Annotated in this window: 12 protein-coding genes; 8 read left to right on the plus strand and 4 right to left on the minus strand. The window is 68.4% G+C overall.

Translation table 11 applies throughout. From position 1 onward, the window contains the following. The first annotated feature begins 60 nt into the window (after positions 1 to 60). Positions 61 to 2,685 carry an alanine--tRNA ligase gene (gene alaS / locus EHF44_RS09820; RefSeq protein WP_124683574.1) on the plus strand — a complete coding sequence of 875 codons (2,625 nt, stop codon included), beginning with the start codon at positions 61 to 63 and terminating at the stop codon, positions 2,683 to 2,685. Positions 2,686 to 2,757: 72 nt separating this feature from the next. Here the strand turns inward: alaS and EHF44_RS09825 are convergent, their stop codons facing one another. Beyond that, positions 2,758 to 3,510: a slipin family protein gene (locus tag EHF44_RS09825; RefSeq protein WP_124683575.1), complete on the minus strand. Its 753-nt coding sequence runs from the start codon at positions 3,508 to 3,510 to the stop codon at positions 2,758 to 2,760. An 18-nt stretch (positions 3,511 to 3,528) separates the two neighbouring features. Next, positions 3,529 to 4,956 (minus strand): NfeD family protein, encoded by a 1,428-nt coding sequence (locus tag EHF44_RS09830; protein WP_124683576.1) that lies wholly within the window; start codon positions 4,954 to 4,956, stop codon positions 3,529 to 3,531. Positions 4,957 to 5,169: 213 nt separating this feature from the next. Between EHF44_RS09830 and EHF44_RS09835 the strand changes: the two genes are divergently transcribed. The 6 genes from EHF44_RS09835 (at position 5,170) to EHF44_RS09860 (ending at position 9,449) form a co-directional block, all read left to right on the plus strand. Further along, complete coding sequence (locus EHF44_RS09835) at positions 5,170 to 6,399, plus strand: YbfB/YjiJ family MFS transporter (protein ID WP_124683577.1); 1,230 nt, start codon at positions 5,170 to 5,172, stop codon at positions 6,397 to 6,399. An 87-nt stretch (positions 6,400 to 6,486) separates the two neighbouring features. Then, positions 6,487 to 7,260 carry a class II aldolase/adducin family protein gene (locus tag EHF44_RS09840; protein WP_124683578.1) on the plus strand — a complete coding sequence of 258 codons (774 nt, stop codon included), beginning with the start codon at positions 6,487 to 6,489 and terminating at the stop codon, positions 7,258 to 7,260. A 57-nt stretch (positions 7,261 to 7,317) separates the two neighbouring features. Next, a complete protein-coding gene (locus EHF44_RS09845) occupies positions 7,318 to 7,506 on the plus strand; it encodes a 4-oxalocrotonate tautomerase (protein ID WP_124683579.1) in 189 nt (62 codons plus the stop codon). Between the two features lie 55 nt (positions 7,507 to 7,561). Continuing rightward, the gene (locus EHF44_RS09850; protein ID WP_124685059.1) at positions 7,562 to 8,590 is read left to right on the plus strand and encodes a threonine aldolase family protein; all 1,029 of its coding nucleotides are present in this window, start codon (positions 7,562 to 7,564) and stop codon (positions 8,588 to 8,590) included. A gap of 22 nt (positions 8,591 to 8,612) precedes the next feature. After that, positions 8,613 to 9,209, plus strand: a complete 597-nt coding sequence (locus EHF44_RS09855; protein WP_124683580.1) for an NUDIX domain-containing protein — start codon at positions 8,613 to 8,615, stop codon at positions 9,207 to 9,209. Between the two features lie 12 nt (positions 9,210 to 9,221). Next, positions 9,222 to 9,449, plus strand: a complete 228-nt coding sequence (locus EHF44_RS09860; RefSeq protein ID WP_092134760.1) for a sulfurtransferase TusA family protein — start codon at positions 9,222 to 9,224, stop codon at positions 9,447 to 9,449. Positions 9,450 to 9,530: 81 nt separating this feature from the next. Here EHF44_RS09860 and galU read toward each other — a convergent pair whose 3' ends face one another. Together galU and EHF44_RS09870 are read right to left on the minus strand one after the other, a co-directional pair. Then, a complete protein-coding gene (galU, locus tag EHF44_RS09865) occupies positions 9,531 to 10,406 on the minus strand; it encodes a UTP--glucose-1-phosphate uridylyltransferase GalU (protein WP_124683581.1) in 876 nt (291 codons plus the stop codon). A gap of 106 nt (positions 10,407 to 10,512) precedes the next feature. Next, the gene (locus tag EHF44_RS09870; protein WP_124683582.1) at positions 10,513 to 13,380 is read right to left on the minus strand and encodes a valine--tRNA ligase; all 2,868 of its coding nucleotides are present in this window, start codon (positions 13,378 to 13,380) and stop codon (positions 10,513 to 10,515) included. A gap of 210 nt (positions 13,381 to 13,590) precedes the next feature. Here EHF44_RS09870 and EHF44_RS09875 point away from each other — a divergent pair, with 210 nt between their 5' ends. Beyond that, positions 13,591 to 15,945 carry a UvrD-helicase domain-containing protein gene (locus EHF44_RS09875; protein WP_124683583.1) on the plus strand — a complete coding sequence of 785 codons (2,355 nt, stop codon included), beginning with the start codon at positions 13,591 to 13,593 and terminating at the stop codon, positions 15,943 to 15,945. Positions 15,946 to 15,986 lie beyond the last annotated feature (41 nt).

Below are 15,986 nucleotides of genomic sequence, written 5' to 3' on the forward strand. Positions count from 1 at the left end.
TTTGCAAATCCACCCTGACTGACTGCGCCCTGCCACGACGCGGGAGGCGCCCGATACAACATGAAAGTCTCCGACATCCGCAGCAAGTTCCTGCAGTTCTACGAGTCGAAGGACCATACCGTGGTCCGCTCGTCCAGCCTGGTGCCGGCGAACGACCCGACGCTGCTGTTCACCAATTCGGGCATGGTGCAGTTCAAGGACGTGTTCCTGGGCACCGACAAGCGTCCCTACTCGCGCGCCACGTCGTCCCAGCGTTCGGTGCGGGCGGGCGGCAAGCACAACGATCTCGAAAATGTCGGCTATACGGCACGTCACCACACGTTCTTCGAGATGCTGGGCAATTTCTCGTTCGGCGACTACTTCAAGCGTGACGCCATCCAGTACGCCTGGGAGCTGCTGACCAAGGTCTACCAGCTGCCGGCGGACAAGCTCTGGGTCACGGTCTACGCCGAGGACGACGAAGCCTACGACATCTGGGCCAAGGAAGTGGGCGTGCCGGTCGAGCGCATCGTGCGCATCGGCGACAACAAGGGCGCGCGCTACGCGTCGGACAACTTCTGGCAGATGGCCGATACCGGCCCGTGCGGCCCGTGCTCGGAAATCTTCTACGACCACGGCCCCGAGGTCTGGGGCGGCCCGCCGGGATCGCCCGAGGAAGACGGCGACCGCTACATCGAGATCTGGAACCTGGTGTTCATGCAGTTCAACCGCGACGAGCAGGGCAACATGACGCGCCTGCCCAAGCCGTGCGTGGACACCGGCATGGGCCTGGAGCGCATTGCCGCCGTGCTCCAGCACGTGCACAGCAACTACGAGATCGACCTGTTCCAGGCGCTGATCCGAGCCGCCGGCCGCGAGACCCGCACCGCCGACCTGGGCCACAACTCGCTCAAGGTCATTGCCGACCATATCCGCGCCTGCTCGTTCCTGATCGTCGACGGCGTGATCCCCGGCAACGAAGGCCGTGGCTACGTGCTGCGCCGCATCGTGCGCCGCGCCATCCGCCATGGCTACAAGCTGGGCCAGAAGACCCCGTTCTTCCACAAGCTCGTGGCGGACCTGGTGGCGCAGATGGGCGAGGCGTACCCGGAACTGGCCGACGCCGAGTCGCGCGTGGTCGAGGTGCTCAAGGCCGAGGAAGAGCGCTTCTTCGAGACCATCGAGAACGGCATGTCGATCCTGGACACCGCCGTGGCCGACCTGAAGGCCAAGGGCGGCAACGTGCTGGACGGCGAACTGGCGTTCAAGCTGCACGACACGTTCGGCTTCCCGCTGGACCTGACGCAGGACGTGGCGCGCGAGCAGGAGATCACCGTCGACGAGGCCGCCTTCGACGCCGCCATGACGCGCCAGCGCGAGCAGGCGCGCGCGGCCGGCAAGTTCAAGATGGCCGCCGGCCTGGAGTACACGGGCGACAAGACCGTGTTCCACGGCTACGACGCGCTGAGCAAGGAAGGCGTGCGCGTGACCGCGCTGTACGTGGACGGCGCCTCGGTCGACACGATGCAGCCGGGCCAGACCGGCGTGGTCGTGCTGGACAACACGCCGTTCTACGCCGAATCGGGCGGCCAGGTGGGCGACCAGGGCACGCTCGTGTCCGGCCCCGCCGTCTTCACCGTGGCGGACACCACCAAGATCCAGGCCGACGTGTACGGCCACCAGGGCACGCTGGCCAATGGCCCGCTCAAGGTGGGCGACACGGTGGCGGCCCAGGTCGACGCCGTCCGCCGCGCGCGCACCGTACGCAACCACTCGGCCACGCACCTGATGCACAAGGCGCTGCGCGAGGTGCTGGGCAGCCACGTGCAGCAGAAGGGCTCGCTGGTCGACCCGGACAAGACGCGCTTCGACTTCTCGCACAACGCCCCGCTGACCGACGCGCAGATCCGCCAGATCGAGGAGATCGTCAACGCCGAGATCCTGGCCAACGCGCCCACCGTGGCCGCCGTCATGCCGTTCGACGACGCGGTCAAGAGCGGCGCGATGGCGCTGTTCGGCGAAAAGTACGGCGACGACGTGCGCGTGCTGTCGATCGGCACCTCCAAGGAACTGTGCGGCGGCACCCACGTGACGCGCACCGGCGACATCGGCCTGTTCAAGATCGTCGTGGAAGCCGGCGTCGCGGCCGGCATCCGCCGCGTGGAGGCCATCACCGGCGACAACGCGCTGCACTACCTGCAGTCGCTCGACGCCCGCCTGAACGAGGCCGCCGCCGCGCTGCGCGCCCAGCCGTCCGAACTGGTGCCGCGTATCGGCCAGGTGCAGGAGCAGGTGCGCGCGCTGGAAAAGGAGCTGGAAAAGCTCAAGAGCAAGCTGGCGTCGTCGCAGGGCGATGAACTCGTGTCGCAGGCCGTCGACGTCAAGGGCCTGAAGGTGCTGGCCGCCCAGCTTGAAGGCGCCGACGTGAAGACGCTGCGCGAGACGATGGACAAGCTCAAGGACAAGCTCCAGAGCGCCGCCATCGTGCTGGCCGCCGTGGCCGACGGCAAGGTCAGCCTGATCGCGGGCGTGACCGCCGACGCCACGTCGAAGGTCAAGGCCGGCGAACTCGTCAACTTCGTCGCCCAGCAGGTTGGCGGCAAGGGCGGCGGCCGCCCCGACATGGCCCAGGCCGGCGGCACCGACCCGGCCGGCCTGCCCAAGGCCCTGGCCGGCGTCACGGAGTGGGTCTCGGCCAAGGTCTGACGCGGCTGATTCCTGCCAGGAAGTCTTGGAAAGCGCCTGCGATGCAGGCGCTTTTTTTGCGCCCGCCGCCCGCTACTTCCCCCCGCCCGTCATCGTCGACACGATGTCGATGGGCAGCGGGAAGACGATGGTCGAGCTCTTGTCGCCGGCGATCTGGGTCAGCGTCTGCAGATAGCGCAGCTGCATGGCCTGGGGCTGGCGGGCGAGCATCTGGGCGGCCTCCAGCAGCTTCTCGGACGCCTGCAGCTCGCCCTCGGCGTGGATCACCTTGGCCCGCCGTTCGCGCTCGGCCTCGGCCTGGCGGGCAATGGCGCGCACCATCGACTCGTTCAGGTCCACGTGCTTGATCTCGACGTTGGACACCTTGATGCCCCAGGCGTCGGTCTGGGCGTCCAGCACCTTCTGGATGTCGAGGTTGAGCTTTTCGCGCTCGGCCAGCATTTCGTCGAGTTCGTGCTTGCCCAGCACCGAGCGCAGCGTGGTCTGGGCGAGCTGGCTGGTGGCCTCCAGGAAGTTGGCGACCTGGATGATGGCCCGTTCGGGGTCCACCACGCGGAAATAGATCACGGCGTTGACCTTGACCGACACGTTGTCGTGGGAGATCACGTCCTGCGGCGGCACGTCGAGCACCACCGTGCGCAGGTCCACGCGCACCATCTGCTGCACCGCCGGGATGATCAGCACCAGCCCCGGCCCCTTGACGCGCCAGAACCGGCCCAGCATGAACACCACGCCGCGCTCGTACTCGCGCAGCACGCGGAACGCGGCCACCACCAGCAGGACGAGCAGGAAGACCACACCACCGAAGCTGAATCCGAATGCCATGTCGGGCTCCTTGTCGAGTCAGGCGTCGTGAATGGGCGCCACGTCCAGCACCAGCCCGTGGCGGCCGGTCACGCGCACCGCCTGGCCGCGCGCCAGCGGGCCGGGTGCGTGGATGCGCCAGGATTCGCCGCGCACCATGGCCCAGCCGTCGGCCGGTGCGCCGGGCACCTGTCCGGCATCGTCGACCATCACGCCGACGCTGCCGACCAGCGTGTCCGCGCCGCTGACTACGGGCCGCCGCCGCGCGCGCAGCAGCAGCGCCGACATGCCGAACACGAAGATGGCCGACACGCCGCACAGGCCGGCGATCAGCGCCAGCGGCACGCCAAGGCCGGGCACGTCGGTATCGATCAGCATCAGCGCGCCGAATCCGAACGCAATGATGCCGCCGATGCCCACGGCGCCGAACGTCGGCAGGAACAGCTCGGCCACCATGCAGGCCACGCCGAACGCGATCAGCGCCAGCCCGGCGTAGTTGATGGGCAGCATCTGCAGCGCGAACAGGCCCAGCAGCAGGCAGATGGCGCCAGCAATGCCGGGCACCACCATGCCGGGCGTGGAGAATTCGAAGATCAGCCCGTAGATGCCGATCATCATCAGGATCAGCGCCACGCTGGGGTCCGTGATGACGGCCAGCAGGCGGCTGCGCCAGTCGGGTTCCAGGGTGACCACCGGCGCGCCGGCCGTGCGCAGCGTGCGGGTGGCGCCGGCGACCTCGTAGCGCTTGCCGTCGACCCTGGCCAGCAGGGCCGGCAGGTCGGGCGCGACGAAATCGGCCACCTTCTGGGTCACGGCCTCGTCGGCGGACAGGCTCACGGCCTCGCGCACGGCCCGCTCGCCCCATTCGGCGTTGCGGTGCCGAAGCTGCGCCAGCCCGCGGATATAGGCGCTGGCGTCGTGCATCTGCTTGCGCGTCATGGTGTCTTCGCCGGCCGGTGCGCTGGCGGGCGCCGAGGCCGGGCCGGGCTGCGCTTCCGGCCGCGGCCCGCCGATACCGATGGCCACCGGGCTGGCCGCGCCCAGGTTGGTGCCGGGCGCCATGGCCGCGATATGGCTGGCGTAGAGGATGTAGGTGCCGGCGCTGGCGGCGCGGGCGCCACCGGGCGCCACGTAGGTGGCCACCGGCACCGGCGACGCCAGGATGGCCTGGATGATGTCGCGCATCGACTTGTCGAGCCCGCCCGGCGTGTCCATCCGCAGCACGATCAACTGGGCGCCGTCCTGGCGGGCGCGGTCCATGCCCCGCACGGCAAAACTGGCGCTGGCCGGGCCGATGGCGCCCTGCAGCGGGATCACGAAGACCGGCGCTGGCGCGGCCGGGGACGGCGCTGCCTGGGCCAGCGCACGGGGCAGGCACGCCAGCGCCAGGGCCAGGCAGGCCAGCGCCAGCCAGTGCACCCAGGGTGGCGCGCGATGATGCCGATGGGGCGCGAATGCGTGTGTCATGGCGGGGCGCGGCCCGCCAGGGATGCCGTGGCCGCGCCACTTTCAGTGTAGGCGACCGGCCACATCGTGCCGGGTCGAAAGCGGGCCCGGCGGTCGGCCAATGCCCCCGGCGGCACATCGGGTTTCGTACGGGTTTCGTACGCCATTTCGCCAACCGTGCTTGAATCTGCCTGGTCCCCCTCCCATCGCCCCACGGCTCAGAAGACAACCCCCATGCCTCTTGCCAACGCCGACGTTTCCGCCGCCCAGGCCGGCCCGCGTACCGCCCGGCCCATCGCCGTGGCCCTGGCCGGGCTGGTCTCGCTGGCGCTGGCCATGGGAATCGGCCGCTTTGCCTTCACACCGCTGCTGCCGATGATGCTGCACGACGGCGCCGTGACGCTGGCGCAGGGCGGGGCGCTGGCGACGATGAACTACATCGGCTACCTGGCCGGCGCCGTGCTGTGCCTGTTCATTCGCCCGGACCCGGTGCGGATGGTGCGCGGCGCGCTGGCGCTGACCGTGGTGCTGACGCTGGCGATGGCGCTGCCGGGCGGCATGCCGGCGTGGCTGGCGTGGCGCACGCTGGCCGGCATCGCCAGCGCGCTGGTCATGGTCTACGGCACCGCGTGGTGCATGCAGCGGCTGGCCGAGTTGGGGCACCCCACGCTGGGCGGGCTGATGTTCTGCGGGCCGGGCCTGGGCATCGTCGTGACCGGGCTGTCGGCATTCGGCATGGTGGCGGCCCAATGGCACGCCAGCTGGGGCTGGATCGCGTTCGCCGGGCTGGGGCTGGCGATGCTGCTGCCGGTTTGGCGCGTGTTCGGCTCGCCGGCCCCGGCGCCGGGCCCGTCCGCCGGGCTGGCGGGCGACGTGGCGCCGGCGCATCCCCGGCTCGACGCCGAGACCTGGGCGCTGACGCTGGCCTACGGGCTGGCCGGCTTCGGCTACATCATCACGGCCACGTTCCTGCCGGTGATCGCCCGTCACGCGATGCCCGGCACCGTCTGGGCCGACCTGTTCTGGCCGATCCTGGGCGCCGGCGTGGCGGTGGGGGCGTGGCTGGTGACGCGGGTGGGCATGCATCACGACAACCGCCGCATGATGACGTGGCTGTACACGCTGCAGGCGGCCGGCGTGGGCGTGGCGGCGCTGTGGCCCACCGTGGCCGGGTTTGCGTTGAGCAGCCTGCTGGTGGGGCTGCCGTTCACCGCGCTGGTGTCGTTCGCGATGCGCGAGGCGCGGCGGCTGTGGGGCGCGCGGGCGTCGAAGCTGATCGGGCTGATGACCGCCGCCTACGCCATCGGCCAGATCGCCGGGCCGCCGCTGGCCACGGCGCTGGTGGCGCGCACGGGCGGCTTTGGCGCGTCGCTGGGCGTGGCGGCGCTGGCGCTGCTGGCCGGCGCGGCGCTCTATGTGTGGATGGAGCGCCGGTGGCCGGCGGGCGGCCACACGTCCCGGTAGCGTCTGCGCTACAGTATCGGCTTCGCCGCTCACTCGACCTGGCCGCCCCCGCGCCGGCGCTGCAGGGCGGCGCGAGAGCCCATCCCCATGTCCTTTGCCTTGCAGCCCGGGCGCGCCGCCGGCCCGGCCGGGCCGACCGGCCCCGAAGAAGCGCGTGTCCGCGTGGACCTGGCCGCCGCCTACCGGCTGGCCGCCCGCGAGCGCTGGGACGACCTGATCTACACCCATATCTCCGCCACCGTGCCCGGAGAGCCCGGCCACTTCCTGATCAACCCGTTCGGCTTTGCATTCGACGAGATCCGCGCGTCGGACCTGGTCAAGATCAACGGCCGGGGCGAGGTGGTGGGCGAGACCGTGCGCCCGGTCAACGTCACCGGCTTTGCGCTGCACGCGGCCGTGCACGCCGCCCGCCCGGACGCCCATTGCGTGATGCACCTGCACAACACGGCCGGCATCGCGGTCTCGGCCCAGGCCGAGGGGCTGCTGCCGCTGTCGCAGCACGCCATGCGATTCCACGGCCGGCTGGCCTGTCACGACTACGAGGGCCTGGCCTTCACGCCGGAAGAGGGCGCGCGGCTGACCGCGTCGCTGGGCGACCATCCGGCCATGCTGCTGCGCAACCACGGCACGCTGACCGTGGGCCGCACCGTGGCCGAGGCCTACGTGCTGATGGCCACGCTGATCAAGGCGTGCGAGATCCAGCTGGGTGCCCAGCTTGGCAGCGCGACGGTGCAGCCGCCGCCGGCCATCGCCGACCGCACCTCGCTGCAGTTGTACGACGGCGGCGCCGTCGAGGGCGAGCTGGAATGGCCGGCGCTGCTGCGCCGGCTCGACCGCATTGATCCGGGCTACCGGGACTGACGCGCCGAAACCGGAACCCACACCCACCAACCCAACAGGACACCAAAGGAGCCAGCCATGCCCACGTTTCACGTAGAGATGTTTGAAGGCCGTACCGTCGAGCAGAAGCGCAAGTTCGTCGAGGAAATCACGCGCGTCACCTGCGAGACGCTGGGCTGCTCGGCCGGCGCCGTCGACATCATCATCACCGACATCAAGCGCGAGAACTGGGCCACGGGCGGCGAGCTCTGGCTCGACAAGCAATAAGCCCCCACCGACAAGCCAGGCAAGGTTCGACCCGATGACCTCCGCAGTCCCCGCCATGCAGCAGTTTGCCTCCGACAACTACGCCGGCTTCTGCCCGGAATCGCTGAAATACTTCCTGGAAGCCAATGCCACGGGCCACGAGAAGGCGTACGGCGACGACAGCTGGACCCAGAAGGTCTGCGACCGCATCCGCGACCTGTTCCAGACCGATTGCGAGGTCTTCTTCGTGTTCAACGGCACGGCAGCCAATTCGCTGGCGCTGTCGTCGCTGTGCCAGTCGTACCACTCGGTGATCTGCCACGAACTGGCCCATATCGAGACCGACGAATGCGGCGCGCCGCAGTTTTTCTCGAACGGGTCGAAGCTGCTGACGGCCGCCGGCGAGCACGGCAAGCTGACGCCCGACGCGGTGGAGGCGCTGGTCACGCAGCGGTCGGACATCCACTATCCCAAGCCCCGCGTGGTGTCGCTGACGCAGGCCACGGAGGTCGGCACGGTCTATACCGTGGACGAAGTGCGCGCCATCGCGGCCATCGCCAAGCGCCGGCAGCTACGCGTGCACATGGACGGGGCGCGGTTCGCCAACGCGGTGGCGTCGCTGGGCGTGCATCCGTCCGAGATCACCTGGCGTGCCGGCGTGGACGTGCTCTGCTTCGGCGGCACCAAGAACGGCCTGCCCGTGGGCGAGGCCGTGGTGTTCTTCGACCGCCGGCTGGCCGAGGATTTTGCCTATCGCGTCAAGCAGGCCGGGCATCTGGCGTCGAAGATGCGGTTCATTTCGGCGCCGTGGCTCGGCATGCTCGAACACGACGTGTGGCTCAAGAACGGCCGCCACGCCAATGCCATGGCGACGCTGCTGGCGCAGCGCATCGCCGACGTGCCGGGCGTGCGGATCATGTTCCCGACCCAGGCCAACGCGGTGTTCGCCGAACTGCCGCTGCCGGCCATCGAGAAGCTGCGCGGCCGGGGCTGGCTGTTCTACACGTTCATCGGCGCCGGCGGATGCCGGCTGATGTGCGCGTGGGACCTGCAGCCCGAGACGGTGGAGGCGTTCGCCGCCGATATCCGCGCCGCCTGCGCCTGACCAAAGCCCCCTGGAGATGTCGATGGAACCCTACCGCTTCTGCCCCCGATGCGGCGCGGCGCTGGAACACCTGCCCATGTCGGGCCGTCTTCGCCATGCCTGCGTGCAGGACGGCTGCGGCTTCGTGCATTGGGACAACCCGCTGCCGGTGCTGGCGGCCGTCGTCGAGTACGAGGGCAAGCTGCTGCTGGCGCGCAATGCCGCGTGGCCGGAAAAGATGTTCGCGCTGGTCACCGGCTTCATGGAGCGCGACGAGTCGCCGGAGCTGGGCGTGGCGCGCGAGCTGAAGGAGGAGACGAATCTCGACACGGTGTCCGCGTCGCTGATCGGCGTCTACGAGTTTATGCGCAAGAACGAGCTGATCATCGCCTATCACGTGCGGGCCGAGGGCGAGATCCGGCTGTCCGAGGAACTGGCCGAATACCGGCTGGTGGCGCCCGAGAACATGCGGATCTGGAACGCCGGCACCGGATTCGCCGTGGCCGATTTCCTGGAGCGGCGCGGCCTGCCGGTGCGATTTTTCGACCGCGCCACGGGCCTGGACATCCCCGATCCGCGCCGGCCGACGGACTTCAGCCTCGTCGCCGCTTCGCTACAATACGGCATCGATCAGAAATAGTAGGGGAGAGGAATGGATTTCCAGAAAGAAGTGGACGCGCGCGGCCTGAACTGCCCGCTGCCGATCCTGCGGACCAAGAAGGCGCTGGCCGACATGGCCAGCGGCGACGTGCTCAAGGTGCTGGCCACCGACCCCGGCGCCACGCGCGATTTCCAGGCATTCGCCAAGCAGACCGGCAACGAACTGCTGTCGCACGCCGAAGTGGACAAGGTGTTCGTGTTCTACATGAAGCGCCGCTGAGCGGGCCCATGGCCGGAGCCGCCGCGCCAAAAGGAAAACCGCCTCGCAAGGAGGCGGTTTTTCATTGGGGCGTCAGCCGTATCAGCCGCGCTGGGCCAGGTAGCTGCTGAATTCGTCGCGCACCTCCGGGTGCTTGAGCGCGAATTCCACGGTGGCCTTCAGGTAGCCGAGCTTGCTGCCGCAGTCGAAGCGCACGCCCTTGTAGCGGTAGGCCAGCACCTGTTCCTGGTCCAGCATCGCCTGGATGGCGTCGGTCAGCTGGAATTCGCCGCCGGCGCCGGGCTTGAGCTGGCGGATGTGGTCAAAAATGCGCGGGGTCAGAATGTAGCGGCCCACCACGCCAAGGTTCGACGGTGCATTCTCGGGCGCCGGCTTCTCGACGATGCCCGACATCTTGATCACGCGCTCGTCCCACTCGCGGCCATCCACCACGCCGTAGGACCGGCTCTGCTCGGGCGAAATCTCTTCCACACCCAGCACGGAGCAGTTGAAGTGGTTGTAGACGTCGACCATCTGCTTCATGACCGGCTCGTCGTTGCCACCGTCCAGCAGGTCGTCGGCCAGCATCACCGCGAACGGGGCGTCGCCCACCAGGCGCGCCGCGCACAGCACGGCGTGGCCCAGGCCCAGGGCCTCGGGCTGGCGCACGTAGAAGCATTCCACATTCTTGGGCTTGATCGACCGCACGACGTCCAGCAGGGCCTGCTTGTTCTTGGCTTCAAGCTCCATTTCCAGCTCGTACGCCTTGTCGAAATGGTCCTCGATGGCGCGCTTGGAGCGGCCGGTGACGAAGATCATCTCGTTGATGCCCGCGGCAATGGCTTCTTCCACGGCGTACTGGATCAGCGGCTTGTCCACCACGGGCAGCATTTCCTTGGGGCTCGCCTTGGTGGCGGGCAAGAATCGGGTGCCTAGCCCGGCAACGGGAAAGACGGCCTTGGTGACGCGGTTTTCCATTTCAGCTTCCTTTTCAATCCGGTGTAATACCGTGCCGCAGGAGGAGGGGTGCCGTCTGTCGGTCGCCGTCCGACGCGCAGGCGCCGAACGGACCGAAACCGTCACTTCATGACGGCAGACGCTGTAGTTGATCCCGAAGCTTGGCCAGCGTCTGTTCGAAATCCGACAAACGCTGGTTTTCCTGCGCCACCACGGCCGGCGGCGCCTTCGCGACAAAACTTTCGTTCGAAAGCTTGCCACGGCACTTGCCGATCTCGCCCGCGATTCGCTCAATTTCTTTCGACAGGCGCGCACGTTCCGCCACCACATCGATCTCGATCTTCAGCAGCAGGTGGTTGGCGCCGACGATGGCCACGGGCGCCCCGGCCCCCTCCTGCTGGAGCGCGGTCTCGTCTTCGAACACCTTGACCTCGGAAAGTTTCGCCAGCGCCTGCACGTGAGCGGCCGCTTCGCGCAGGAAGGCGCTGTCGCCATGCGCATACAGCGGGATGCGCTGGGCCGGCGAGATGTTCATTTCGCCGCGCAGGTTGCGGCAGGCGTCCACCAGCGCCTTGAGCTGCGCCACCCAGGCTTCGGCGGCCTCGTCGATCTTGGCCACGGCGGGCAGCGGGTAGGGCTGGATGGCGATCGATTCGCTGCCATCGCCCTTGGCGCGGCCGGCCAGCGGGGCCACCTTCTGCCACAGTTCCTCGGTGATGAACGGGATGATCGGGTGCGCCAGGCGCAGCACCGTCTCCAGCACGCGCAGCAGCGTGCGGCGCGTGGCGCGCTGCCGGGCTGCCGAGCCGGTCTGGATCTGCACCTTGGCCAGTTCCAGGTACCAGTCGCAGTATTCGTCCCAAACGAATTTGTAGATGGCGCTGGCGATGTTGTCGAAGCGGTACTCGTCGAAGCCCTTCTGGACCTCGGTCTCCACGCGCTGCAGCAGCGACACGATCCAGCGGTCGGCCTGCGAGAAGTGCAGGTAGCCGTCCGGGCCGCAGTCGTTGTTGCACGGGCCCATGCCGCAGTCATGGCCCTCGGTGTTCATCAGCACGAAGCGCGTGGCGTTCCAGAGCTTGTTGCAGAAGTTGCGGTAGCCCTCGCAGCGGCCCGTGTCGAAGTTGATGTTGCGGCCCAGCGTGGCCAGCGACGCGAACGTGAAGCGCAGCGCATCGGCGCCGAAGGCCGGAATGCCGTCCGGGAATTCCTTCTTCGTCTTGGCCTCGATCTTGGGCGCGTCCTTGGGGCGGCGCAGGCCCGTGGTGCGCTTCTTGAGCAGCGGCGCCAGGTCGATGCCGTCGATCAGGTCCACCGGGTCCAGCGTGTTGCCCTCGGACTTGCTCATCTTCTTGCCTTCGGAGTCGCGCACCAGGCCGTGCACGTACACGGTGTGGAACGGCACCTGGCCGGTGAAGTGCTTGGTCATCATGACCATGCGCGCCACCCAGAAGAAGATGATGTCGTAGCCGGTGACCAGCACCGACGACGGCAGGAAGTGCTTCAGCTCCGGCGTCTGCTCGGGCCAGCCCAGCGACGAGAACGGCACCAGCGCGGACGAGAACCACGTGTCCAGCACGTCTTCCTCGCGGCGCAGCGGGCCCGTGCTGCCGGCCGCCTGGGCCTGGGCGCGGGCGTCTTCCTCGGTGCGGGCCACGAAGACCTTGCCCGATTCGTCGTACCAGGCCGGGATCTGGTGACCCCACCAGAGCTGGCGGCTGATGCACCAGTCCTGGATGTTGGCCAGCCACTGGTTGTAGGTGCTGTTCCAGTTCTCGGGCACCAGCTTGATCTCGCCGCTCTGCACGGCGTCCAGCGCCACCTCGGCGATCGAGCGGCCCGGATAGTACGTGCCCTCGGGTGCCGGTTTGCTCATGGCGACGAACCACTGGTCGGTCAGCATCGGCTCGATCACGGAACCGGTGCGCTCGCTGCGCGGCACCATCAGCTTGTGCGGCTTGATCTCGCCCAGCAGGCCCTGGTCCTTGAGGTCGGCGACGATCTTCTCGCGGGCCGCGAAGCGGTCCAGGCCGGCGTAGGCCGCCGGCGCGTCGGCCACGACCTTGGCGTCGAGCGTCAGGATCGACAGTTGCGGCAAGTTGTGGCGCTGGCCCACGGCATAGTCGTTGAAGTCGTGGCCCGGGGTCACCTTGACCACGCCGGTGCCGAACTCGCGGTCGACATATTCGTCGGCAATCACCGGGATCTGGCGGCCGGTCAGCGGCAGGTGCACGGACTTGCCGATCAGGTGCGCGTAGCGCTCGTCCTCGGGGTGCACCATCACGGCCGTGTCGCCGAGCATGGTCTCGGGGCGCGTGGTGGCGACGGTCAGGTGCGTCAGGCCGCGCACGGTGTCCGGCTCGACCAGCGGGTAGTGGATCTCCCAGAGCGAGCCGTTTTCCTCGACGCTGTCCACCTCCAGGTCGGACACGGCCGTGCCCAGCACCGGATCCCAGTTCACCAGCCGCTTGCCGCGGTAGATCAGGCCCTGCTCGTACAGCCGCACGAAGACCTCGGTCACGGCCTTCGACATCTCGGGCGACATCGTGAAGTATTCACGCGTCCAGTCGATCGACGCGCCCATGCGGCGCACCTGGCGCGTGATGGTCGATCCCGACTCTTCCTTCCAGGCCCAGACCTTCTCGGTGAATGCCTCGCGGCCCAGGTCGTGGCGCGACACCCCCTGCGCCTCCAGCTGGCGCTCCACCACGATCTGCGTGGCGATGCCGGCGTGGTCGGTGCCCGGCACCCACAGCGTGTTGGCGCCGCGCATGCGGGCGTGGCGGGCCAGGCCGTCCATGATCGTCTGGTTGAACGCATGGCCCATGTGCAGCGTGCCGGTCACATTGGGCGGCGGCAACTGGATGGCGAAATCGGGACGGTTATCGTCGAAAGTGGGCTGGGCAATGCCGCGGCGCTCCCATTCTGGGCCCCATTTCGCCTCGATGGCGGCGGGTTCGAAGCTCTTGGCAAGGGACTGGTCTTCTGCGGTCATGCTCGGATGTCTTGGGATGCTTGGAATGCGGGACGGGGCTCGGGCCCGGCAGGCGGCATGGCGTGCCACGGCATTCGGCCGGGAGAAAACGTCAAATTATAGGGGAGCCGGCGCGCCGATGCCCATTTCCGGGCCGGGCGCGCGGCCTGCCGACAATCGGGGCAGGGGCCCGCCGGTATAATTGCCGCCTACTTTACCGGCCCCGATCCGATGTCCAGCCTGCTCGCCAACCTCAACGCCGAACAACTCGCCGCCGTCACTTTGCCGGACGAACCGGCCCTGATCCTGGCCGGCGCCGGCAGCGGCAAGACCCGCGTGCTGACCACGCGCATTGCCTGGCTGATCCAGAACGGGCGCGTGTCGCCGGCCGGCATCCTGGCCGTGACATTCACGAACAAGGCCGCCAAGGAGATGCAGACGCGGCTGTCGTCGCTGCTGCCGATCAATACGCGCGGCATGTGGATCGGCACGTTCCACGGGCTGTGCAACCGCATGCTGCGGGCCCACTTCCGCGACGCCGGGCTGCCCCAGACGTTCGCCATCCTGGACACCCAGGACCAGTTGTCCGCGCTCAAGCGGCTGCTCAAGCAGCTGAACGTCGACGACGAGAAGTATCCGGCCAAGAACCTTCAGTACTTCATCAACAACGCCAAGGAACAGGGCCTGCGCCCGGCCGACGTGGAGGCCAACGACGACTTCAACCGCCGCTTCGTCGACCTCTACGCCGCCTACGACGCGCAGTGCCAGCGCGAGGGCGTGGTCGATTTCGCCGAGCTGCTGCTGCGCTGCTACGAACTGCTGCGCTACAACGACGCCATCCGCCAGCACTACCAGCACCGCTTCCGCCACGTGCTGGTGGACGAGTTCCAGGACACCAACGTGCTGCAGTACCAGTGGCTGAAGCTGCTGGCCGGTTATGGCACGGGCCAGGCCGCGGCCGTGTTCGCGGTGGGCGACGACGACCAGAGCATCTACGCGTTCCGCGGCGCCAACGTCGGCAACATGCGCGATTTCGAGCAGGAATTCCGCGTGCGGCACCTGATCAAGCTGGAGCAGAACTACCGCTCGCACGGGCATATCCTGGACAGCGCCAACCATCTGATCTCGCACAACGCGCGCCGGCTGGGCAAGAACCTGCGGACCGACGCCGGGCACGGCGAGCCGGTGCGGGTGTTCCAGGCGGGCTCGGACGGGCAGGAGGCGTCGTGGATCGTCGAGGAGATCCGCGACCAGATCGCCCAGGGCATGTCGCGCTCGGAAATCGCCATCCTGTACCGCAGCAACGCCCAGTCGCGCGTGATCGAGCATGCGCTGTTCTCGTCGGGCATCCCCTATCGGGTGTACGGCGGCCTGCGCTTCTTCGAGCGGGCCGAGGTCAAGCATGCGCTGGCCTACCTGCAACTGATCGAGAACCCGCGCAACGACGCCGCGTTTGGCCGTGTGGTCAACTTTCCGACGCGCGGCATTGGCGCCAAGACGCTGGAGAACCTGCAGGACGCCGCGCGCCAGTACAACTGCTCGCTGGCCGAGGCGGTGGCCTACGTGCCGGGCAAGGGCGGCACGTCGCTGGCGGCGTTCCTGCGGCTGATCGAGCAGATGCGCGCCGAAACCAGCCGCCTGACGCTGGCCCAGACCGTGGAGCACGTGACCAACGCCAGCGGGCTGATCACGCACTACCAGACCGAGAAGGAAGGCCAGGACCGCATCGAGAACCTGCAGGAACTGGTGACGGCCGCCCAGGCGTTCGTGGTGGAGGAGGGCTACGGCCTGGACGCGCTGGCACGGGTGCTGCCGGTCGGCCGCGACGTGCCGCCGGCGCTGGCGCAGGGCGACCAGGACCAGCAGGTGCTGGACCCCGAGCAGCTGCCGGTGGTCATGACGCCGCTGGTGGCGTTCCTGACGCACGCGTCGCTGGAAGCCGGCGACAACCAGGCGCAGGCCGGCCAGGACGCCGTGCAGATGATGACCGTACACGCCGCCAAGGGGCTCGAATTCAACGCCGTGTTCATCACCGGCCTGGAGGAAGGGCTGTTCCCGCACGAGAACAGCGCCATGGAGGCCGACGGGCTGGAGGAAGAGCGCCGGCTGATGTACGTGGCGATCACGCGCGCGCGCCAGCGGCTCTACCTGTCGTTCGCGCAAAGCCGCGTGCTGCACGGCCAGATGCGCTACCACGTGCGCTCGCGCTTCTTCGAGGAGCTACCCGAGCCAGCGCTGAAGTGGATCACCCCGCAGGGCCAGTCGTCGTACGGCAACTACGGCATCAGCCGCCAGGAACGCGACAACGCCTGGGGCCGCGACTGGTTCAAGCGCGCCGAGGACGTGCCGTACACGGGCACCAAGGCCACCGGCGGCATGGACACCGGCAAGAACTACGCCGAGGAAAAGCGCGCCGCCGCCACCGGTTTCCGCGTGGGCCAGAACGTGTTCCACACGAAGTTCGGCGAAGGGAAGATCAAGGCGCTGGAGGGCGAAGGCGCCGACGCGCGTGCCCAGATCGATTTCAAGCGCCACGGCGCCAAGTGGCTGGCCCTGGCGGTGGCAAAGCTGGATCCGATCGATTGATCGATTGTGTTTGCCCCTCTCCCAAGCGCGGGAGAGGGGCG

Origin of the sequence: Cupriavidus pauculus (assembly GCF_003854935.1) — a bacterium.
Lineage (GTDB): Bacteria > Pseudomonadota > Gammaproteobacteria > Burkholderiales > Burkholderiaceae > Cupriavidus > Cupriavidus pauculus_C.